Origin of the sequence: Flavobacterium jumunjinense (assembly GCF_021650975.2) — a bacterium.
GTDB classification, from domain to species: domain Bacteria; phylum Bacteroidota; class Bacteroidia; order Flavobacteriales; family Flavobacteriaceae; genus Flavobacterium; species Flavobacterium jumunjinense.
The window spans coordinates 4,560,929-4,582,209 of sequence record NZ_CP091285.1 but is presented as its reverse complement, the minus strand read 5'-3'; the positions used below and the strand labels follow the sequence as shown (position 1 = coordinate 4,582,209).

Below are 21,281 nucleotides of genomic sequence, written 5' to 3'. Positions count from 1 at the left end.
TGTTTTTTTATTCCATCATGGCTACTACTCGCGCTGGTGCAGCAGATGCTCCTACAATTTTTAATGGGAAAACTGCGATTTTGAACCCTGTATAGGGTAACGCATCTAAGTTTACTAATTGTTCCATGTGGCAATATTCTTTTTTGCTTCCAACAAGATGTGCTTCCCAGAATAATTCACTATTGTTTGTTTCTTTAGCTTTTTTCATCAGATGCTGAAGTGGTAAATCCCAACCCCAAGAATCGATACCCATTACTTTTATGCCTTTATCAATGAGCCATTCGGTAGCTGTAGCACTCATTCCGGTACCAATTTCATGAAAGTTTTTAGTACCATTAAACTGATCTCTTCCTGTTTTGATAAGAACAATCATGTTTGGAGTAATAGTAAGTTGGTTTTCAGATAGGAATGCTTCTATATCGGCAATAGTGATAGGGTCGAAATCGGCTTTGTGCTTCATATCGATTACAATACCTTCTCCATAGCACCAATCGAGTGGGATTTCATCTATAGTTTTCGATTTTTCTCCGTTGGTAGTAGGTGAGTAGTGCCAAGGTGCATCGATATGTGTGGTGGAATGTACTCCCATTTTTTGTATAGTGTCGTCAGCCCAACCTTCAAACCCTTTAGGAAATAGTTTGAAAGGAAGTCCTAAAACACGAATGAGCCATTTTGCTTTTCGATGAGGTTTGTGTTTTATTTTTACTTTCATGAACCAAGGATCGTTCTTGTTGTATTGGATGGGTTTTGAGAGGTCGATTATTTTCATTTTATTGTTTTGCTATTTGTTTGTATTATATAAAGTTGTTTGTATTCATTGAAAAGCTTTTGCAATTTAGAAAAGTATTTATAATAATACCAGTTGTAATTTGAATTTACTGTAATAAAATACGAACATCGGGAAAACTTTTCTAGGAAAGTAATTTTCGTAGTACTCTTACCCAAATATTCCATCTAGCGGGCTGTTTAACAGTATCGAATTGATTTTCTATTTTATCGAAAGCATCCTCTATGAGTGCATTATGAAGGTGTAGAATTGTAAAATACCAAAGCAATACTCCTTTACCTTTTACATTCATATTGATGGTGTGTTTAATTATTGTTTGTGATGTATTTGTTGCAGTAATTTCGAATTTATGAATGCCTTTGAAATCTTTAGGGTTAGAAAAACGAAATTGGATAATTTGATTCGGTTCGTAAACTTCAATCGTATACCGAATAGGTCCATGTCCTCCTTTTGAACCAACTTTAAGTCCTTCTTTAAATCGAATACTAGGCCATTTTTCTTTCGGCCAAATTGTATCATTTTCAGTTGCTAATGTTTTTAAGCATTCGCTAATGGTATTGATGGGCGCATTAATGATTCGTTGATGGATGTTTTCTACTTTCATACTACTAATCAATTACTTTTATACGCGTTCTTAATCATCGATTTGACTACTAAACCATGAAAGGGCTTTATAATAGTCATGTATATTTTGCCAAACGTATTGTTGTATTGCACAAGTGTGGTTACTTTTATATTGAAGTCTTTTTCTTGAGAATTGAAAATACTGACTCTAAATTTTAAATGGCTATCGTCTGCTCCTAGTAGTACTTCATTTTCTATGATGTTGAAAATTTGAAAGAAACCAATATAGCTACCTACTTTAAAGTGGGTGTTTACATTTTTGGGCATTTCAGTTTTTAAACCAAACAGTTTCACAATGGAATTTCTAATTTTGAAAAGTAGCGTCACCCATTTCGGTTCTTTACCAAAGATGAGGTTTGTTATACTTTCTAAAGTATCTTGATGATTGGTTGTTGAAAAGGTATCCGTAAAGTCTACTTTAGGAAGTGCTTCTTTTATAAGAGCTGTTTCTGGAGCAATTTCTGTTTTAACCTTCATTTTTTTTAGGTTAAAAATACGAATTAATTTGCGTTTAACTTCTTGTAATAGCGAATAAAAGAAATGCTATTAGGTTAAATTATGAGGTGCTGTGTTTTGTACCTTGATGGTTAATGTATGGTTATCCAATCGCATTTTATTTCTAAACGAATCGGTTTTGTAGGTTCTTCAATAGCAGTATAATTTCCAATTTGGTGGTTTGGATCTGTAGCAAAAATAAAATCCCAATTATTGTTTTCATCGGTCATATATTCCCAATCCATCATTGGATTATAGTTGACTTTTAGTTTTGGAATTTTTTGAAGTATTTCAGAAACTGAGGCATTTGGGTGTAAGCCATTTTTTGTTGTTATTTCTTTTGTAAGGGCTATTATTGCAATAATTGTATCGGTTTCAAATTCTGGGATTAATGATAGAATTGGTTCTTCTTCAAAATAATAGATGTATGCTTTTCCTCCGCCATCGAACCCAAAATTGAAAGGATCTGTTTCTTTTTTTGTTAAATCTGAAAGTAATTTGTCAGCCTCATGGCAAGTCATGCCAATTTTTAATGTTCCCATTTTTCCTTTAGAAATAGTAAACTTTGAATAATCAAACGATTGGCTACTTTCTCTTTTTGGAAGACCTTTTTCTTTTAGTTTTTTTGTTGTTTCAATAGGTCTTATTTCTGTTTTTTTACATGAAAATAGCAAGATTACGAAAGCAAATAAAAAGAGGTTCTTTTTCATTATAACACAGTATTACTTTTTCACTTCTTTGATTGTTTTACCTTCTTCCTCATTAAAATCGGAATGTTTGGCATTGCCAATAATTTGTGCGGTATAGATACTAGTGTGTCCCGAAAGTAAATAGGCAACAACACAAGCAATAGCGACATAAATACCACATTCTGAACCAAAAAGTTCGAGTGCCATGAAGATACAAGCTAATGGTGTATTGGTAGCCCCTGCAAAAACGGCTACAAATCCCATTCCTGCTAATAGGGCAGTGGGTAACGGTATAAATAACGATAGCGCACTACCTAATGTGGCTCCTATGAAGAATAAGGGAGTCACTTCGCCTCCTTTAAAACCAGCGGAAAGTGTGAGTAGTGTGAATGCCATTTTTAAGGCAAAATCATACACGGGTAATGTGTGATCAAAGGCTTCTACAATTACGGGTACACCCAAACCAATATATCTTGATGTTCCCATAAGTAATACTGCTAATGCAACAATGCAACCACCTATGAAAGGTCGCAAAGGAGCATAACTAATTTTGGCTTTGAAAAAACGAGTGGTGGCATGCATTATTTTGCTAAAAGAAGCCGCACAAAGTCCGAAGGCTATTCCAGCTAGAATACTATATAGCAGTGTTGAGGTAGAAAGTGTAGGAATACTATCAATATGATAAAGTGTGTGTTCAGCTTGCCAAAAATCGGTAACTAAATCGGCTATGATGGCTGATGTAAAAGCAGGAAAAATAGCATTGTAACGGAGTTTTCCGATAAGGAATACTTCCAATCCGAAAATAGCACCCGCTAATGGTGTTCCAAAGACAGAACCAAAACCAGCCGCAATAGCTGCAATGAGGACTATTTTTCGTTCTTCGCTATTTAGTTTAAAGGGTTTGGTAAATTGATCGGCTATAGCACTTGCCATTTGTAATGCTGTTCCTTCTCGACCTGCGGATCCTCCAAATAAGTGCGTGGCAATGGTTCCAATATAGACTAAGGGAGCCATTTTGAACGGGATTTTTATTTTTTTAGGATCATGAATCGTGTCAATAAGTAAATTATTACCTGCTTCAACATCTTTTCCTAAATAATGGTATAAATAACCAATGAATAGTCCACAAATGGGAAGTAGTGCAATAATCCAAAGATGGTTTTCTCTATAGTTGGTCACCCAATTTAAGGAGATTAGAAATCCGGCAGATGCAGAACCAATACAAATACTGATGATGCTACTAATGAGCAACCATTTTGCAATATAAGGTAGTGATGGAAATCGTTTAAAAAATAATTGGAGCTGCTTTTGTACTTTTTGGCTAGCGGTTTCTGGTGCATTATTATGAGACATAGTTCTCCTGATTAAAATTGTGAAAAATAAATATTTAATCAGGTGTCATCAGCTTTTTCAGGGCGGTTGGTTTAGGAAGCACACCATTTCCTATTTGTGGAAACAAAATTACAGTTTTATTTTTCTTTCGCAACTATTTTTTTTTAGGACTTTATTTTACAGAAACATAATAGTAAAAAGGGAGGCTATTTCATAATATCTTTCTATTTTTGCCGTTATCAACTTTTAGTGGAAAGAATAAATACAAGTCTAGTTTTGTTTTTTGGTAACCTTTTATGTGTTATTCTAAAATAGAAAAGACAAACATCATTATGTGGGAATTTTGATGGTTACTATTGTTATTACTAGAAGGAATTAAAAACAAACAAACTATCAAAACGATCATGAAAAAATTGAATCAAGCATTCTTTACATGCTTTGTGCTCTTTTCTGTGCACTTATTTTCCCAAAACCTTTTAACTAACGGAGATTTTGAAAGCGGAGGAGCCGGTAGCGGTTTTACTGTTCCAAATTACAATCTATACACATCTACTACAGGAGATACTTATCCAGGAAGTTATGCGATAAGCAATAATCCATCTCCTTTAAATCAATATTTTATTTCACCCCTAAACGACCATACTGCTGGTGCAGGAAACACCATGATGGTTGTTGATGGTCATACCAATTCGAATGCTTCTTTTTGGAGTGCTGGAGACAATGCCTCGGGACTTTGTGGTTTAACAATTGGAGCTTCTTATACTTTTAGTTATTGGATTAGAACGATTTCTTCTACAACTACAGATGCAACTACACAACCCAATATTGTGGTTAATTTTGGAAACGCTACAGGAACAATTATCTATGGTAATCCTACTGCCGATTTGCCTACTGTTGGTTGGCAACAAGTAATGTACACTTTTGTGCCTTCGGCTGCTTGTGTAACAATTAATTTAGTAGACGTTAATACAAGTCCTGGAGGAAATGATTTTGCGCTAGATGATTTAGAAGTTGTTTTACAATTGTGTGCACCAACCGTTTTATCAATCACAAATCCAGATGCAGTTTGTAGTCCGAATACAGTAGATATTACCGATCCTGCTATAACAGTAGGAAGTATAGGTGGTGGTACATTAACCTATTGGACCGATCCTGCGGGAACAATTCCTTTAGTTACCCCTTCACCGTCTGCTATAGATGTGAGTGGCACCTATTATATTAGAAGTTCCTCTGGTGTAGCACCAAACTGTAATGATATTCAACCAGTGTTGGTAACTGTAAAACCAATAACTACTCCAATTTTTACACCTGTACCCGATATTTGTGAAGGAGAAGTAATTGCTCCTTTGCCTACTATTTCAAATAACGGTGTAGTTGGAACTTGGTCTCCTGCTATAGACAACACAACAACTACGACGTATACTTTTACACCCGACCCGAATCCGAATCCGAATTTAGCTCTAAATGGAGATTTTTCGCAAGGTAATTCTGGATTTTCAAGTAGCTATACTCATACATTAAGTTCAGATGGAACTGTTGTGGGAGTCTATGGAGTAACAACCAACTCTAGTGTTTGGTTCAATTCACTTTCGTCTTGTAATGACAATACGGGTGGTGGTAATTTTTTAGTAGCAGATGCTTCTGTTTCCAATGGAGGAAACGATAGTGTATGGTGTCAAACAATTCCTATTCAAGCAGGAGAAAATTATATTTTCAGCTATTTTGCCCAATCTGTTTCTTCGGGAAGTCCTGCTAATTTAGAAGTAACCATTAATGGAGTTGCCATAGGAAACACTAATTTAGGATATGCTACCTGTAATTGGACAAGAAGCTCTTTTCCTTGGAATTCTGGAACAAGTACTTCGGCTGAGATTTGTATTTATGATAAGAATACAGCTGCTTATGGAAATGATTTTGGGATTGATGATATTAGTTTTGTTCCCACAGGTATTCAATGTGCAGAACCGGTTGATATGACAATTGTTGTTAACCCAAGTACAACACCTACTTTTGATCCTGTTGCGCCAATATGTGCAGGAGATGCCTTGGCTCCTTTGCCAACCACGTCATTGGAAAGCATCACAGGAACATGGTCTCCAGCTTTGGACAATACCACCACAACAATTTATACCTTTACACCCGATGCGGGACAATGTGCTACAATAACAACTTTAACAAGTACTGTAAATCCAGGAAGTGTAATGCCTACTTTCGATCCTGTAGCACCAATATGTACAGGAGAAACCTTGAGCCCATTGCCAATTACATCATTAGAAAGTATTACAGGAACATGGTCACCAGCATTAGACAATACTACAACAACAACTTATACTTTTACACCCGATGCCGGACAATGTACTTCATCAACATTGGCAACAGTAACAATAACAGTAAACCCTTTAGTAACACCAACGTTTACAGAAGTTGCACCCATATGTTCAGGGGAAACCTTGAGTTCTTTACCAACAACATCGTTAGAAAGCATCACAGGAAGTTGGTCTCCTGCTTTGGATAATACCACAACAACAACCTATACTTTTACACCCGATGCCGGACAATGTGCAGATAGTGTAATGATGACAATTGTTGTAAATCCAATCGTAACACCAACATTTACGCAAGTAGCACCAATTTGTTCGGGAGATGCTTTGGCTCCTTTATCGACTACTTCAATTGAAGGAATCACAGGAACATGGTCACCAGCATTAGACAATACAGCAACTACAACTTATACTTTTACACCCGATGCCGGACAATGTGCAGATAGTGTAATGATGACGATTGTTGTAAACCCAATAGTAACACCGACATTTTCAGCAGTTGCTGCAATTTGTTCGGGAGATGCTTTTGCTCCGTTGCCAATCACATCATTAGAAAGCATCACAGGAACATGGTCTCCTGCTTTAGATAATACTACAACAACGACTTATACTTTTACACCCGATGCCGGACAATGTACTTCATCAACATTGACAACAGTAACAATAACAGTAAACCCTTTAGTAACACCAACGTTTACACAAGTAGCACCTATATGTTCAGGGGAAACCTTGAGTCCTTTACCAACAACATCGTTAGAAAGCATCACAGGAACATGGTCTCCTGCTTTGGATAATACCACAACAACGACCTATACTTTTACACCCGATGCCGGACAATGTGCTGAGGTTGTTGTTATGACGATTGTGGTAAACACGCCTATTGTTCCTAGTTTTACAGGGCTGCAACCCATCTGTTCAGGAGAAACGGCTCCTGTTTTAGTAGCTACTTCGATAGAAGGTATTACTGGTTCATGGAATCCTGCTGTTGTCAACAATACCACATCGGCAACCTATACTTTTACACCCGATGCTGGACAATGTGCTGTTGCAACAACTTTAGCAATGACAATTAATCAGCCTACTTTAACGAATGTTACTTGTGTAGTGGGGGAACCTTTTTCGGGCGAAAGAACAATAACGGTTTATGCTACTTCTTCTGGTAATTATGAATATCAGTTAGACGACAATATTCCTCAATTGAGTCCTGTTTTTGAAAATGTAGCTATTGGAACACATACTATTACGGTTACCGATTTGAATGGTTGTTCCGCATCAATTACGACTGAAGTTATTGTTTTAGATTATCCTAAGTTTTTTACCCCTAATGGTGATGGAATTAATGATAATTGGAATATTGTTGCGTTATCCGATCAGCCAGATGCACGTATTTTTATTTTTGATAGGTATGGAAAGTTATTGAAACAACTATCTACCGTTGGAGCAGGTTGGGACGGAACGTTTAATGGCGAACAATTGCCTTCTACCGATTATTGGTTCACAGTAGATTATTTATTTGGAGAAAGTAGAAGGGTGTTTAAAGCACACTTTTCTTTAAAAAGATAGCATATGAAATAATAAAATGTTTTTGTGAGTTAGTTATATTATAAAACATTTTTATGATGTTTTCCGAATTTGTTAAGTTATGGAGAACAGCAATAATCCCAAGTGTAATGCTTGGGATTTTTTTGTGTGTTTATTGATTGTGTTAAAAAGAAATTCATGTATTAATACTAACATCCTACACCTGTCAGGTTTCTAAAACCTGACAGGTGTAGGATGTTAACGTAAAATGATTATCCTCAAAATTGTCTTGCTGAAAGCACCTCATTAGTGGCTTACTTATAAAAGAATAGGTGTTGTAGAACAGCAATTTCATAAAAAACGTATCGAGAACCCTAGCACTCCGTCAATTCCCATCCTTTGGAGGGGTGTCCGCAGGACAGGGTGGTTAAAATTCGGCTTCATTAATTCTTAGTTTTGCACACCGTCAGTTCGAGTTTTTTAACGCAGAGCAACGAAGTTAAAAAGTATCGAGAACTCGAGAACCAAAAAAAACACCACAATAAGGAAAACCGTAAAATAGATTAAAAAAAGCACCCTATTTTTACCAAAACAAAACCAACCCAATACACCATAAAAAAGTGTTTTGGCGAACTACTTTACCTTGACTACGTATTTATACGTATTGCAAGACTAAAAAGAAAAGTTTAGGTTTGTAAGGAATAAATAAAACAAACAGGATTTATCATGCCGATCTACCTAAAAACAGATGGCTTTGTGTGATTTTGTAACATGTATAAATAAGTTAGTGTAATTATTAAAAAACAAAAAAATGACAGAAGAACAAGCCGAAAAAATGATTGAATTATTAGAAGATATGTCTTCTAAATTAGAAGATATTCGTTCAAATACAAATGAGTTAACCAATTTATCTATCGATATGTTTGTATTAGATAAAATTTATGAATTGCTAAAAAAGCGAGATTAAGCTACAAAGGATAATTCTACGCAATCTTTCATTTATATAAAGCTAACAATAAGCATGGTAAACCTCAATGAATATGGAAATTATAAGTAAAAAAACACGTTCTGAATTTAAAGAATATTTTGTAACAATAACTTTACGAGAAATTGAAAATTACTTTGACAATCATGATGTACAATTCACAGAGCATTCTGATGAGTCAAATTATGGGGGACAACGTAGAACACTAGTTGAAAATTATTATATAGGAATCGACTGGAGAAATCCAATTATGTGTCGAAAAATTTTGAATGTTTATCAAGATATACTTAATGATTTGGAAGATAATAAATTCACATGGAATACTGAACAAAATAAAATTTGGTTTGATAAATTAAGTAAATTTTTACTTCGTGATGGTTTTGAATTTTCAAATGGAGAATTATCATCAGTAGGTCAAATAGTCAATTTTGAAGATTTACAAAATGCAACTGATTTATTAGATAAATCGCATTTCCAAGAACATATAGATAGAATAAAAAAATCTATTACAGAAGATGTTGGTTTAGCAATTGGCTCAACCAAAGAATTAGTAGAATCTACATTGAAAACAATTTTAAATAAATCAAAAATCTCATTTGATAAGAAAGATGATATTCCAAAACTTTTGAAAAGTGTGCAAAAAGCTTTAGAACTCGTTCCTGATGATGTAGATGATGCAAAAAAAGGTTCAGACATAATAAAAATTCTTTTAAGTAATTTAAGTCAAGTAGTTATTAAACTAACAGAATTGAGAAATTTATACGGGACTGGTCACGGTAAAGAAAATGCAAGAAAAGGATTAAATGAAAGGCATGCTAAATTAGCTGTTGGTGCAGGTATAACATTGGCTACATTTTTACTTGAAACATTTGAACACCGAAGATTAAAATAGTTAGTCCTCAAAGTCACTTGGCTTTGAGGACTAACTATTTTAGACTTTGCTAAGCGTTGAATTATCATTTATAGATTTTTAAGTCAATGATTTTTTATAATATTATTTGAAGTCAGATGGCTTTTTCGGAACGAGTCATTTAGACGAGCTACTAGAAATGATTATAAAAATTTCCCGATCGCACAGGTAAAACACAAACTGGATTCTCAACGCAACAGTTAGCTCATAATGGCATTCTGTACCCACAAAGAGCGTCAAAAAAAACCAAATTGTATTTTATTTAAATTTGAAAAATATAATCTGTTCCTCAAAATCCCCGCCTTTAAACCACAAACAAAGTAAATCCAACATAGAAATTACGATTTAGTTTTTTTTCGTGTTGGATACATTACTTGTTGTCCTTTAAATTGACCAATTTCCTCTCTAAGTTTCTGATTAATATTTTGTATTAAATCATTTTGAAGTTTCATAATTCCCAATAAATCATGCATTGCGTTTAGATTTTCTAATTGATTATAGATAATTTCCTCTAAATCTGCTTTCGTATATCTTTTACTCATATCACTATATTTTATAAATAATTATTTAGACTTTCTAAACAAATCTAGTGATAATCTATCTAAATCCAAAACAAAACTTTAGATATTCTATATTTTTCTTTAATTAAGCTATATTTACGAGTATAAATTCGAAAGTATTATGACTTCTTTAGGACTATATCTTACCAAGAAATCTGTAAATAGAGCAATGGTTTCTAGAAGAACAGGAATCAGTCAAGCGCGATTGTCTCAATTAACTTCAAATGAATCAACAAAATTAAGAGCAGATGAATTGTATCTAATTGCTCTAGCCATTGATATTGATCCAGGAGAAATGTTTAAAGAGGTTTTTAGTGAATTGAAATTGGAAAAATAAATCCATTTTGAAATTGCTTCTTAAAAAACACTATTTACTAAGTATATGACGTTACATACAATTACTCATAAAAAATGAAAACATTAAAAAAATAAAAAAACATGAAGCCAATAATAAAAAAAATGATAAAAACTTTTTTATTAACAGGGTTAATATATGCTGTAGCAATTGCTGGATACGATTACTTTAGTGGAAATGAATTTAGATTAGGAAAATTTATTTTTAATGCTTCATTTTTCGGCTTAATCATGGCGTTAATTTCGAGAAAAGACTATAAAAAACAGAACTCTTCTAAAGAAAACCAATAGAAATTAGAAGATTGAAACGAGTGAAGATTCTTTTTAGTTACCGTTTCGCATCATTTTTTCGTTAAGCCGAAAATTGAGCGGTTACAGGCTTCCAACCATCCAAGCTATTTTGGCGCAGAACGCTAACATCAAGTTATGAAAAAAATAATCATATTATTTCTTATTACAATTTTAAATTCATTTTTTGGATTTTGTCAAACTGGAGAAATTCACGGAAAACTAATACTTGAAGATTTAGAAAATTATCAAGTAGTTTTAAAAAACACAATGATAATATTAAAATCTAAAACAAGAAATGATACTATAAAAGTTGACAAAAACTTGGAATTTAAATTTAAAAATTTGTCAACAGATACTTTAAATGTTTTTATTCTTCCTCGAAATTATCCAACTAACACATATTATAGAGTTAATTTGAAAGAAGGCGAAATCCAAAAATTAGAATTAAAATATTCTTCTGTTTGTCCTTACTCAAAAACTCAAAATACAATTTGTCCAATATGCAAAAAAGACGATAAAGTAATTTCTATTACTTATGGATTTGTAGCGTCTGTCAAGTTTCGTGATAAAGACGGAGAAATAACAGATAAAAATGGAAAGCCAATTTTAGAAGAAAGAAAAGTGAAATACGGAGGATGTGTAGTTACTGATTGTCATCCAAACTGGTTTTGCACAAGGGATGAAATGGAATTCTGAAAGACAACAACTTACAAAACAAGTATGTACCCAATCGTTAGTGCGGAAATGTTTTCCGTGACCACAAACAAAAGCATTACAAACAAAAAAGCTATTTCATAATGAAAAAATATCAAATTTCTATTTTAATTAGTGTAGTCAGTATCTGTGGAATAGTAGTTCTAAATTATAGATTAGCAACCCTATTTAACAATTCGAGTGGTAAAAACAAAGCACTTTTTGGACTAACAGAATTAGCTTACTTAGATGTAAAATTATATATCGGCTTAGTTGTAACGATTGCTTTAGGATTTGGAATTTTAGCAATTCGTAAAGCAGAAAATCGGCAGTATTCAATACTATCAATTATTTTGAGTATTATTGGAATACTTTCATTGTTTGTTAGATGGTGGACTATGATGATACTAACTTTATAACCCTAAAATAGATGAAACAAATTGAAAAGGATTTTATTGAGAGTTGGAATTTAATTGAAAACTTTTATCAAGGATATAATGACGATAAACGTCCATTCAACCTTGATGCGCTCAGATTGATTAAAGAAATGAGAAATTTAGGACTTGATAAAGACTTAAGAACTGGTCAATCACTATGGTTTTTATTATTGTCTAGAAATAGAAATCACGGACTAGATAAAGAACCACATTTGCAAATTACTTTCTTAGGTGAAAATAAAATGGTTATCAATTCAAATTTTAACGGTGAAAAAGTAAGTAAAGAAATTGAAGTAAATTATAAAGGATATTTTGAAGATATGATTAATAAATTATTGAAAGAAAAAACAACTTGGAATGACTATGATATCGATACAGACCCGCTATTAGATTTATTCAATAATGAGTAAGAAAGAAGATTTGCTCTGCTAAAAATCACCCTTATTTTTTATAAAAAAATCACATTTATTCGCTCGGTAGAGGTGTTAATAATTAATTAGGAATTTAAATTGTTTTATAATATGATGAAAAATTTTATTTATTTATTTATGTTTTTTATTACATCATGTAAGACATCTTATATTGTTGAATATATAGAGACTGATGTAAATTCGACTTTTGAAAAGAAAATTGAAGGAACACCTAATTTTTTTAATTTATTTATTATTATAGATAAGTCGTTGATAAATAGTAACATTAGTGTAGAAACAGGTAGTCTATCTGGTACAAATGTAATTTATAATGAAACATTTCAATTGAAAAGAAAAAATGAGTTTTATAAAGTGATTAAAGCAAAAAACACTGAAAATATTTTAATAACAATAAATAAAAAATATTTTCCTATTGAAATTAATAAATACCAGAGATATAGATTTCTATTTATAAAGAAAATGAAAAGATGTATATATTTAACTTATTCTAATGAATTACCTGATAATCTAAACCAGCTCTCTGAAGAGTTCTAATTAAATCCCTGCTCCGTAAAGTCTCCCGAATTAGAGGTACAAAAGTAAAACTTCCTCCTAAAAAACCGATCGCTCTAATATCCAAAATCGTTAGAAAGAAATGTTATACGTGTTTGTAAAGCACAAAATAAAACACACCACAAATCATTCACCCTTTACTGCGTATTGCAGAGTTAAAAAGGATAGTTTAGATTTGAAGGAATAAAAAAATAAAAGGATATTTGTATACCTATAAAAAGATACTAGTAATATGGAAAATCACGAAGTACACGATAAAGAAGCCAAAGAAAGAATAGTAAATGACATCAAAGAATATGATTGTCATTTAGCTTTATTGGAAAGTGATGGTTACCTGCCTGCATTTGTTTATACAATTGGACTTTATGAAAAGTTCCAACATCCTGAAATTATAATTTTCGGACTTAAAACTGATGTTATGGCGCACCTTTTAAATGGGTTAAGAGACGAAATAAGAAAAGGAAAAAACTATCAACCTAATCAAACATATTCAGGTTTACTAGAAGGTTATGAAATTCAATTCTTAGAAGTAAAAAGAGAAAATTATCCTGACTATTTAGGTTATGCTGGATGGTATTATAAAAAAACTTTTGATTTCCCAGTTTTACAAATGATTTGGCCAGATAAAGAAAATAAATGGCCTTGGGAAACTGAGTTCAATGAAAATTGGAAGTTCGAGCAACCTTTACTTGATAGAAATATTGATTTCAAATATCACGAAGAAAAGAAATTAGGAGTTTATACAACTCATCATGCTTTAGAAGGTAAACCAATTTTGTATGTTTATCATAATGAAGATGGAGACTGGCAATTCCATACCGAGTATGAACCAAAAATAGAAAATTATAAGCTAGTGTGTCTAGAACAAATAATAAAACTCGATGCAACACTTAATGATATTTATTATCTGAATTACGGACAAAAAGCTTATAGAGATAGAATTGGAGCTGAATGGATTATTGAAAAACAGGAATCTGAACCAGAAAATGAAGGAAAAGTACAGGAAACAAAAACTATAATTAATTCAGGGTTTTGGTATAAAATAAAAAGTCTGTTTACATAACAAAGAACCCCACGCTACCTTACGAATCCTTTCGTGTAATTCTTCAAACCACCAAAAAAATGCACCCCTATTTTTTATAAAAAAAATAACATTTACCCTATTGTTGATAATTTGCCAATGTATTACATTTGATTTCAAACAATTAAATAACAAACATATGCAAAATGAAATCACAAGAAAGTACAAAGTAAAAGATGTCGAAATGCTAACAGCAGCAGCAACAATTGTAGAAAACGCAATTGCAAACAAAACACTATTACTATCCAAAAGAAGCACCTGGGCAGATCCGTTCTTCAATGATCTAAAAACACAAATTGAAGACATAACCGAAACCTATTTAGGAAAAGATGCTGCCAAAGAAATGCGCGAAGCCACACAAGTAGTACTCAGCATTCAAGCACAAGCACAAATAGACCTAGCCGAATTCAAAATTCAAATAGAACAAGATTTCAAAAAAGAACCCGTTCAAAAAAAAGAAATCCTAACCACATTAGGCTTTGTAGCACTCCATAAAAACGTTCAAAAAAGCGACCAAGAAGCACTAATACAATTGTTATATCAATTCAAAAACAACCTAACCCCAACGCTAAACACCGAAATTGTAGCAAAAGGAATAGCACAAGCCACAATAGACCGAATTATAGGCTATGCAAACACCCTAAAACAAGCCAACATTACCCAAGAAGGCAAAAAAGGAGGCCGCAAAGTAATTACAGAAGAAGTAGTAGTAACCTTCAACGAAATCTACGAACAAGTAATAAGTATTGCGAAAATTGCACACAACTTCTATAAAACCGATAAAACAAAACAAGAACTATTCAGCTTTGCCAAAGTAGCAGCCACAATAAACAGTAAAGCAGCAAGCACTACCACAGCAAAAAAGAAACCTTAAAGCACTACGGAAGGGCATTTAGAATACACGGAAACACAATTGAATAAAGCGGAAACTCATTTGTAAGTCAGAGTAATTCATTTGAAAAACACGGAAAAACAATTGTAAACAGCGGAAACTCATTTGTACCCCAGAGAAATTCATTTGTAACACAGGGAAATTGTATTGCAACACACGGAAGCTCATTTTTAGCCGAGAGTTACTCTGTTTCAATACGCGGAAGAAAAAGCAATACACGGAAGAAAAAGAAGAAGGCGGAAACAACCTCTTTCTAATATCGATTTACCACTCAATAACAGTCCTATTTATTAACTTTAATAATAGGACTTTTTCATTTTCCCCTTTGGAGGGGTGTCCGAAGGGGGTGGTTAAAATGCTCTCCATCAGCTCTTAGTTTTGCACACCGTCAGTTCGAGTTACCCGATCTCACTAGTATAACACAAACTGATTTTCAACACAACAGTTAGCCCAGAATGGTATTCATTTCCCCTCCTTTGGAGGGGTGTCCGAAGGACGGGGTGGTTAAAATGCTCTCCATCAACTCTTAGTTTTGCACACCGTCAGTTCGAGTGTTGTTTATAAAATGCGAATAGCAATTTTATAAACAGTGTATCAAGAACCTATACCTTATAAACAGTTTCATCACCAGCAAACAAAAACAATTCATAAAACAGTATGTCTTTTCGTGCAATAGAACCAAAAACTATTTTGAATTAGCAATCTTTTGTTTTAAATTTACCCAACAGCCACAAAGAATATAACGGTACTAAAAAGCAAAATAGCATGGCAATAAATTACTCATTTGGTCTACCACTAAAGCATAACTTTGCAGAATACATCTACTATACAGGACTATTTCTTCCACATGAAATAGATAGAATACTCCATTTTTGGGAAGAAGACAAAACCATAAAAGCAACACTCTCTGGAGACGATACCTATAATGACGAATTACGAAAGAGTTCCGTAATGTTTATAGACAACACACCCGAAAACGATTGGATTTATAACCGATTAGCAGGTTTAGCAATCAACTGCAATAACGAAAGATATTGGTTTGATTTGTTAGGCTTCCATCAAGAACTACAACTAACAAGATATTCAGAAGGCGATTTTTTTGATTGGCATTTAGATTTTGGTGCAGGAGAAATTTCCGCTAGAAAATTAAGCATGACCATTCAGTTGTCCGATGAAGATAGTTATGAAGGAGGCGATTTACAATTTATGATAAACAATAAAATAGAAAATGCACCCCGAAAAAAAGGAACCATAGTCATTTTTCCTTCCTTCATCATGCATCGCGTTACACCCATTACAAAAGGCACACGACAATCTATTGTGGGTTGGGTTTCTGGACCACCTTTTAGGTAAGAGCACAAATAAATTACGTTTCTTAGTAGGCATAGCAATTGCAATCAAAATAAGATTAATACGAAACAATGAAATACCTTCTCTTTATATTTTGTCTTTTATTTGCATTCAGTTGTCATAATACAACTATTGAAAAAAACTACTTTGTTTCTAAAAATGGAGGATATTTTGAAGTTTATTTTAAAAAAGATTCAATGAGAATGGCATACGATAATTATTGGGTAGGACTATCAGAATGGAGAAAAATAGCCATTAAAAAGGATACCCTATACTTTAAAACATTTGGAGAATGGAGCCATTCTACAAAAGCCTTAATAAAACAAAAAGAAAATAATTCCATAGAATTGTATTTTTTAGATAGTAGTAGAAACCTTAAATTACAACCCATTAATGAAGAAATAAATTTTGAAAACGAAAAAGACTTCTGGAATGGTTTCTACAATAGAAAAAAAGTAAACAGAAAAAACTTTGATTAGAACACAATTTAAATAACTATATGGTAATTATCTATATCTTTTCATTCTTACTACTAAACCTCATTCTCTATAAAATAATAATGAGTTTAAAAACAATAAGATTACAAATAATTTTCTTGTTTTTTTTACTACTTCTTTCAAAACTAAGAAGCAATGTTGAGAATGGAATAACACAAGCATTAATACATTTGTTATGTTTTAGTATAGCAATACCTATTTTTAGCCTTTTTTTTAAAACCATTGTAAATTATAAAAAAAGTACAAATGAAAAAATGACCGAGAAAAATAAAAGGATAAAACAGAAAATAACAAATTATTTAGAACGAAATGATTACACCTTTCATTTTACGGTAATAATTACTTTGTATCAGTTTTTTATGCTCCTTTCAGGAATATATTTAAAGTACTAAAGCTCCGTAAAGTTTCCCAACGTTGAGGCATATGTCATCAAAAAAATAAGTAAATTATGTACTTTCTAGCTATTGTTTTCTTTATACTTATTCTTTATCATTTATTTAATGATGATTCACCATATGTTTTTGAAAATATTTTAAAAGTTAAGGTTAAAAAGAAGCCCTATATTTCATTAAATGAAATGATTAATCAGTTAAAAAAAACAGACAACCCAAAGCATAGTATTCAATTGAAGAAAACAATTAAAAACAGAAAACTATTTTGGTTTTATTTCACATTATTTATAATTAATTTTTTTATAATTAGCTATCACTCCCTAACATCTACAACTTCAAAAAGTCAGGAGGTTTTGAATAGCGAACAAGTCATCACAAAGCAAAAGCCACTATGAACAATCGAATATCTAAAATACCAAATGATGTGCAAGACAGAACTACTGAAGCTTGGCAAAAACTATGCAATTATGTTGAAGAAATTGCAGCGAATGGAGCAGACGAATTTGTGCCAAGATTAGCATTAGGAAACGAACTGTATTCACAAATCTATACCCTGCCAGAATCTATTGCCAAACTTAAAAAAGTTAAGAAATTAGATCTTTATGGTAGTAATTTAAAACGAATACCACCAGAGATCGGGCAAATGGAATCGTTAGAAAATTTCGATCCTTATACATCCTATAATTTGCATTGGTTTCCCTATGAAATTACGAAATGCAAAAAGCTAAAAGACAGTAGAATAAGTGTCAGAGCGCTTTATGGTAATTTTAGGAACAGAATGAAATTTCCCAAACTAGACCATAATCCCGTTAGATATTTTGGAGACCAACTAAAATGTAGCGTTTGTGAAAAAGACCTGAGTTATGAAAACACCAATCAAATGTGGATAACAGCATACGTAGGTACTGATGCTATTCCAATGCTTGCCAATCTTTGTTCCAAAGCTTGCGAACAAAAACTGCCAAAACCACCAGAAAATTACGTGCCACATCCGCACAAAGGAGGAGCCGATTTAATACAATCCATTACAGAATATTGGTGATTAAAAAGAGCAAGATTAATAGAAGAAGTAAAAAAGGAAACAGAAATAAAAATAATACTTGAAGATACTAAAAAATAAAAACCAAAGTTATCTTTGGTAAGATATAATTGGAAAATATATTTAATATGAAGAAATTCAAATTGCTACTTACAACAATACTTGTTTTATTTTTAGGGACAAACATTTTTTCCCAAAACACAGAATTTGGCAAATCGAACAATGGATTAATCTATTCGGACACCACTGTAAAACAATTAAAATTTATTGTAGATTCGCTAAACTTAAAATTTAAAGTTTGCGAATTCAATAAAACCTATTTGTCAAAACCACAGGCAAAGGCTCATTATATCTCATTAAAAGGCTCACTAGCAAATGAAGCTAAAAACGATATAGAAGCAAACATCGCATTTGATGATTTTATAAAAAAGTACAACCAAACCGAGTTAGAAAAAGACTTAGTAGTAGTGAAGTTTAAATATAAGAATTATAATGATGAAGATGTTGTAGAGCTAAGTAGTTTAGAGTTCAATGATAAATATGGACATGAATTTAATTTTTATGAAGATTTAGAAAAATATGACCAATCAGTAAAAGGACAATGGGTTTTTGATCATTACGAAAAGAGTGAATATTCAGAGGAGTCTATCTATGCTTTTTACTTTACAGAAGATTTTAGACAACAACCCATACCAGAGCATTATGAGAGAATGATTCAATATTCAGATTGTATGGTCGATACTACTGCACATATTTTTTATGAAAGAGCGAAAAAAGGAGGTGTTAGATTCTCAAACAAAAAGTCTGCGAAATCTAAAAAATTTATAGATTACATTAATAAAGCAACAAAGAAACCCGAATTCAAATCAAAATATACTGAAAAAAAGTATGAAAAATTTTTGAAGAAGCGTGAATTATGGGATTCTTTACGTCTTAAGAGAGTAGATAGTTTAAAAGCAATTGATAAAAAAATTGATACACTTCTGGAAGAAGCAGTTAAAGAAGTGCTAGAAAAAGGAGGTTCAAATGATGAATTTGAAGAATATGTAGCACTTTATTATTCACCAAAAACAGCACTCGAATTAAAAAGAAATCGAATTGTAGTAGGAGGTTGTAGTCAAGATAATAGTCCAAGAATACACGCTGTAAATATTGCTAAATTAGCGGCTGAAACCATAAACTGGGAAATATTTCTTAGATCCCATTTAGACATCATGAACGATAGATTTGACAGAGTAAGTGATGGAAGTTATGCATGGGGAAAAAGGAAAACCTATATAAAAGAGCTAGAAGTCTTAGATATTAATGTTTTAGACTTGCTATTAGGAATAAGTTTGCGAATTGAAAACCCAAGTGAAAATCATTATTATGGAAGTATAGGTAGGATAGGCAGAGCTTTATCTGAAACTGAAAAAGCAAATGAAATAGAAGCAAAAATGCTAGAAATGATAGCTGATAATCAACTTGACGATTACAATAGGATTTTAATGTATTATTTGTTTTTAAACTATAACCACAATTTAGAAAACGAAGAAAAACAAACAGTCAATAAAGAGAAATTAACAGCAGCAGTAAATAAATTACCAGAATACCTCGCAACCAAGATAGTTGAAGAATAAAAAAGTATAAAATAAGTAGTATTTGATTAAGTCAAGTAGATAAATTTAAAAACATGAAAGAAATAGATTTTAGTTCAATAAATCAAACAATTAATTGGTGGGAAAGGCATAGACTTAGCTTTAATATGATTTTAGGAGCTTTAGGCACTTTTTCTCTGTTGCTTATTTTTTCACCTTGTTTTGGTTTATTAGATTGTATTGGAATTTTATTTTGGGGCTTCATGGCAAATGTTCTTTATTCTCTAGGAATATTACTTGAAATAATTAACGTATATTATTTAAAATCAAAGTTTAATTTCTTTCAATACAGGCATTTATTTATCATTTTTGGGACAGCCGCCTATGGTTTTGTAACCTTTTTTTATCCTTTTCTATACTACATGCATCCCTTTTAATCTACCTCAGTTGATACGTTAATAAACTCTTAAATCCTTTTTATTACCATTCAAATAGAAGTAAGTTTGTATATACAAATAAAAAAAGTAATGGAAAATACATTAAAAGTACAAATTTGGTCCGATGTCATGTGTCCGTTTTGTTATATAGGAAAAAGAAGAATAGAAGGAGCATTAGCTAATTTTGAACACAAGGATAAGGTTGAAATTGAGTGGAAAAGTTTTCAGTTAGACGCAAGCTTTAAAGCATCAGCCGATGACAATATTGTAGATCATTTAGCAGTAAAATATGGTAAAGACAAGGCTTGGGCACAAGAAATGGTCGATAATATGACGCAAAATGCTAAAAATTCTGGTTTAGATTTTCATTTTGAAAAAGCCATTTTAGCCAATTCTCATAACGCACACCGTTTATTGCATTTAGCAAAGAAATATAATTTAGGAAACGAACTAAAAGAATTGCTGTTAAAAGCTTATTTAACTGAAGGGAAAGATGTAAATAATTTAGAAATATTAAGTACATTAGGACAAGAAGTTGGCTTAGAAAAAACAATTGTAGAAGAGGTTTTACATTCTGATGCTTATTCGGATGAGGTTAATAACGATATTGCTACAGCGCAAAATATAGGAGTTCAAGGTGTACCTTTCTTTGTTTTTGATAATAAATATGCTATTTCAGGAGCACAACCAGAAGAAGTATTTATGGAAACATTAGAAAAAGTATGGGAAGAAAAATCTTCAATGTCAAATGTAAAAGTTGTAAATAGTACCGAAGGCGACAGTTGCGGAATTGATGGTTGTGATTAATACCATTTATCACTTGAATTTACTGGAATAAAACGCCCTTTTTTCCTCGCTATTTCAATATAAAATAAAAACGTAGCGATGTTATGCTTTGATTTTCTATTACATATCAAGAAAAAAATCATCATTTTATTTTACAGTAAATTCAAATCATAAATGGTATAATTATCAACTTATAAAAACGATTTTCTTTTTCTATTATCCTTTGAATAACATAGGATAATAGAAAA

24 protein-coding genes and 1 riboswitch are annotated in these 21,281 nt (G+C 32.2%); of the genes, 18 read left to right on the top strand and 6 right to left on the bottom strand.

Features of this window, described 5'->3' with window-relative positions:
* Positions 1-7: 7 nt before the first annotated feature.
* The 5 genes from L2Z92_RS20820 to L2Z92_RS20800 form a co-directional block, all read right to left on the bottom strand.
* Entirely contained in the window at positions 8-769 is a 762-nt protein-coding gene (locus tag L2Z92_RS20820; RefSeq protein WP_236456707.1) for a cyclase family protein, read from the bottom strand.
* A gap of 142 nt (positions 770-911) precedes the next feature.
* Entirely contained in the window at positions 912-1,391 is a 480-nt protein-coding gene (locus L2Z92_RS20815; protein WP_236456706.1) for a hypothetical protein, read from the bottom strand.
* An 8-nt stretch (positions 1,392-1,399) separates the two neighbouring features.
* Positions 1,400-1,888 (bottom strand): DUF2867 domain-containing protein, encoded by a 489-nt coding sequence (locus L2Z92_RS20810; RefSeq protein ID WP_236456705.1) that lies wholly within the window; start codon positions 1,886-1,888, stop codon positions 1,400-1,402.
* 110 nt (positions 1,889-1,998) lie between these two features.
* Entirely contained in the window at positions 1,999-2,616 is a 618-nt protein-coding gene (locus L2Z92_RS20805; protein WP_236456704.1) for a hypothetical protein, read from the bottom strand.
* A gap of 12 nt (positions 2,617-2,628) precedes the next feature.
* Positions 2,629-3,948 carry a voltage-gated chloride channel family protein gene (locus L2Z92_RS20800; protein WP_236456703.1) on the bottom strand — a complete coding sequence of 440 codons (1,320 nt, stop codon included), beginning with the start codon at positions 3,946-3,948 and terminating at the stop codon, positions 2,629-2,631.
* Between the two features lie 32 nt (positions 3,949-3,980).
* A riboswitch (Fluoride riboswitch) is annotated at positions 3,981-4,048 on the bottom strand.
* Positions 4,049-4,331: 283 nt separating this feature from the next.
* Here L2Z92_RS20800 and L2Z92_RS20795 point away from each other — a divergent pair.
* From L2Z92_RS20795 to L2Z92_RS20785, 3 genes are all read left to right on the top strand, one after another.
* Positions 4,332-7,811: a T9SS type B sorting domain-containing protein gene (locus L2Z92_RS20795; protein ID WP_236456701.1), complete on the top strand. Its 3,480-nt coding sequence runs from the start codon at positions 4,332-4,334 to the stop codon at positions 7,809-7,811.
* A gap of 769 nt (positions 7,812-8,580) precedes the next feature.
* A complete protein-coding gene (locus L2Z92_RS20790) occupies positions 8,581-8,736 on the top strand; it encodes a hypothetical protein (RefSeq protein ID WP_236456699.1) in 156 nt (51 codons plus the stop codon).
* A gap of 73 nt (positions 8,737-8,809) precedes the next feature.
* Positions 8,810-9,646, top strand: coding sequence for an abortive infection family protein (locus tag L2Z92_RS20785; RefSeq protein WP_236456697.1), 837 nt, complete (start codon positions 8,810-8,812; stop codon positions 9,644-9,646).
* Positions 9,647-10,002: 356 nt separating this feature from the next.
* On the opposite strand, the gene L2Z92_RS20780 is transcribed toward L2Z92_RS20785, so the two are convergent.
* Positions 10,003-10,206, bottom strand: a complete 204-nt coding sequence (locus tag L2Z92_RS20780; protein WP_236456695.1) for a hypothetical protein — start codon at positions 10,204-10,206, stop codon at positions 10,003-10,005.
* 139 nt (positions 10,207-10,345) lie between these two features.
* Between L2Z92_RS20780 and L2Z92_RS20775 the strand changes: the two genes are divergently transcribed.
* The 15 genes from L2Z92_RS20775 (at position 10,346) to L2Z92_RS20705 (ending at position 21,054) form a co-directional block, all read left to right on the top strand.
* Positions 10,346-10,561: a helix-turn-helix domain-containing protein gene (locus L2Z92_RS20775; protein ID WP_236456693.1), complete on the top strand. Its 216-nt coding sequence runs from the start codon at positions 10,346-10,348 to the stop codon at positions 10,559-10,561.
* A 101-nt stretch (positions 10,562-10,662) separates the two neighbouring features.
* Positions 10,663-10,869, top strand: coding sequence for a hypothetical protein (locus L2Z92_RS20770; protein ID WP_236456691.1), 207 nt, complete (start codon positions 10,663-10,665; stop codon positions 10,867-10,869).
* A gap of 135 nt (positions 10,870-11,004) precedes the next feature.
* Positions 11,005-11,565 (top strand): hypothetical protein, encoded by a 561-nt coding sequence (locus tag L2Z92_RS20765; RefSeq protein WP_236456689.1) that lies wholly within the window; start codon positions 11,005-11,007, stop codon positions 11,563-11,565.
* Positions 11,566-11,666: 101 nt separating this feature from the next.
* Positions 11,667-11,981, top strand: coding sequence for a hypothetical protein (locus L2Z92_RS20760; RefSeq protein WP_236456688.1), 315 nt, complete (start codon positions 11,667-11,669; stop codon positions 11,979-11,981).
* Between the two features lie 11 nt (positions 11,982-11,992).
* Positions 11,993-12,409 (top strand): hypothetical protein, encoded by a 417-nt coding sequence (locus L2Z92_RS20755; protein WP_236456686.1) that lies wholly within the window; start codon positions 11,993-11,995, stop codon positions 12,407-12,409.
* A gap of 111 nt (positions 12,410-12,520) precedes the next feature.
* Complete coding sequence (locus L2Z92_RS20750; RefSeq protein WP_236456684.1) at positions 12,521-12,964, top strand: hypothetical protein; 444 nt, start codon at positions 12,521-12,523, stop codon at positions 12,962-12,964.
* A 250-nt stretch (positions 12,965-13,214) separates the two neighbouring features.
* Positions 13,215-14,045 carry a DUF4262 domain-containing protein gene (locus L2Z92_RS20745; RefSeq protein WP_236456682.1) on the top strand — a complete coding sequence of 277 codons (831 nt, stop codon included), beginning with the start codon at positions 13,215-13,217 and terminating at the stop codon, positions 14,043-14,045.
* A 157-nt stretch (positions 14,046-14,202) separates the two neighbouring features.
* Positions 14,203-14,937: a hypothetical protein gene (locus L2Z92_RS20740; protein WP_236456680.1), complete on the top strand. Its 735-nt coding sequence runs from the start codon at positions 14,203-14,205 to the stop codon at positions 14,935-14,937.
* Between the two features lie 783 nt (positions 14,938-15,720).
* Positions 15,721-16,308 carry a 2OG-Fe(II) oxygenase gene (locus L2Z92_RS20735; protein WP_236456679.1) on the top strand — a complete coding sequence of 196 codons (588 nt, stop codon included), beginning with the start codon at positions 15,721-15,723 and terminating at the stop codon, positions 16,306-16,308.
* Between the two features lie 68 nt (positions 16,309-16,376).
* Positions 16,377-16,784: a hypothetical protein gene (locus tag L2Z92_RS20730; RefSeq protein WP_236456678.1), complete on the top strand. Its 408-nt coding sequence runs from the start codon at positions 16,377-16,379 to the stop codon at positions 16,782-16,784.
* A gap of 466 nt (positions 16,785-17,250) precedes the next feature.
* Positions 17,251-17,589 carry a hypothetical protein gene (locus tag L2Z92_RS20725; RefSeq protein WP_236456677.1) on the top strand — a complete coding sequence of 113 codons (339 nt, stop codon included), beginning with the start codon at positions 17,251-17,253 and terminating at the stop codon, positions 17,587-17,589.
* Positions 17,586-18,236 carry a hypothetical protein gene (locus L2Z92_RS20720; protein WP_236456676.1) on the top strand — a complete coding sequence of 217 codons (651 nt, stop codon included), beginning with the start codon at positions 17,586-17,588 and terminating at the stop codon, positions 18,234-18,236. The genes L2Z92_RS20725 and L2Z92_RS20720 overlap by 4 nt, the downstream gene beginning before the upstream one ends.
* A gap of 125 nt (positions 18,237-18,361) precedes the next feature.
* On the top strand, positions 18,362-19,852 hold the full coding sequence (locus L2Z92_RS20715; RefSeq protein WP_236456675.1) for a hypothetical protein: 1,491 nt from the start codon (positions 18,362-18,364) through the stop codon (positions 19,850-19,852).
* 53 nt (positions 19,853-19,905) lie between these two features.
* On the top strand, positions 19,906-20,247 hold the full coding sequence (locus L2Z92_RS20710) for a hypothetical protein (protein WP_236456674.1): 342 nt from the start codon (positions 19,906-19,908) through the stop codon (positions 20,245-20,247).
* 90 nt (positions 20,248-20,337) lie between these two features.
* Positions 20,338-21,054 carry a DsbA family oxidoreductase gene (locus L2Z92_RS20705; RefSeq protein ID WP_236456673.1) on the top strand — a complete coding sequence of 239 codons (717 nt, stop codon included), beginning with the start codon at positions 20,338-20,340 and terminating at the stop codon, positions 21,052-21,054.
* Positions 21,055-21,281 lie beyond the last annotated feature (227 nt).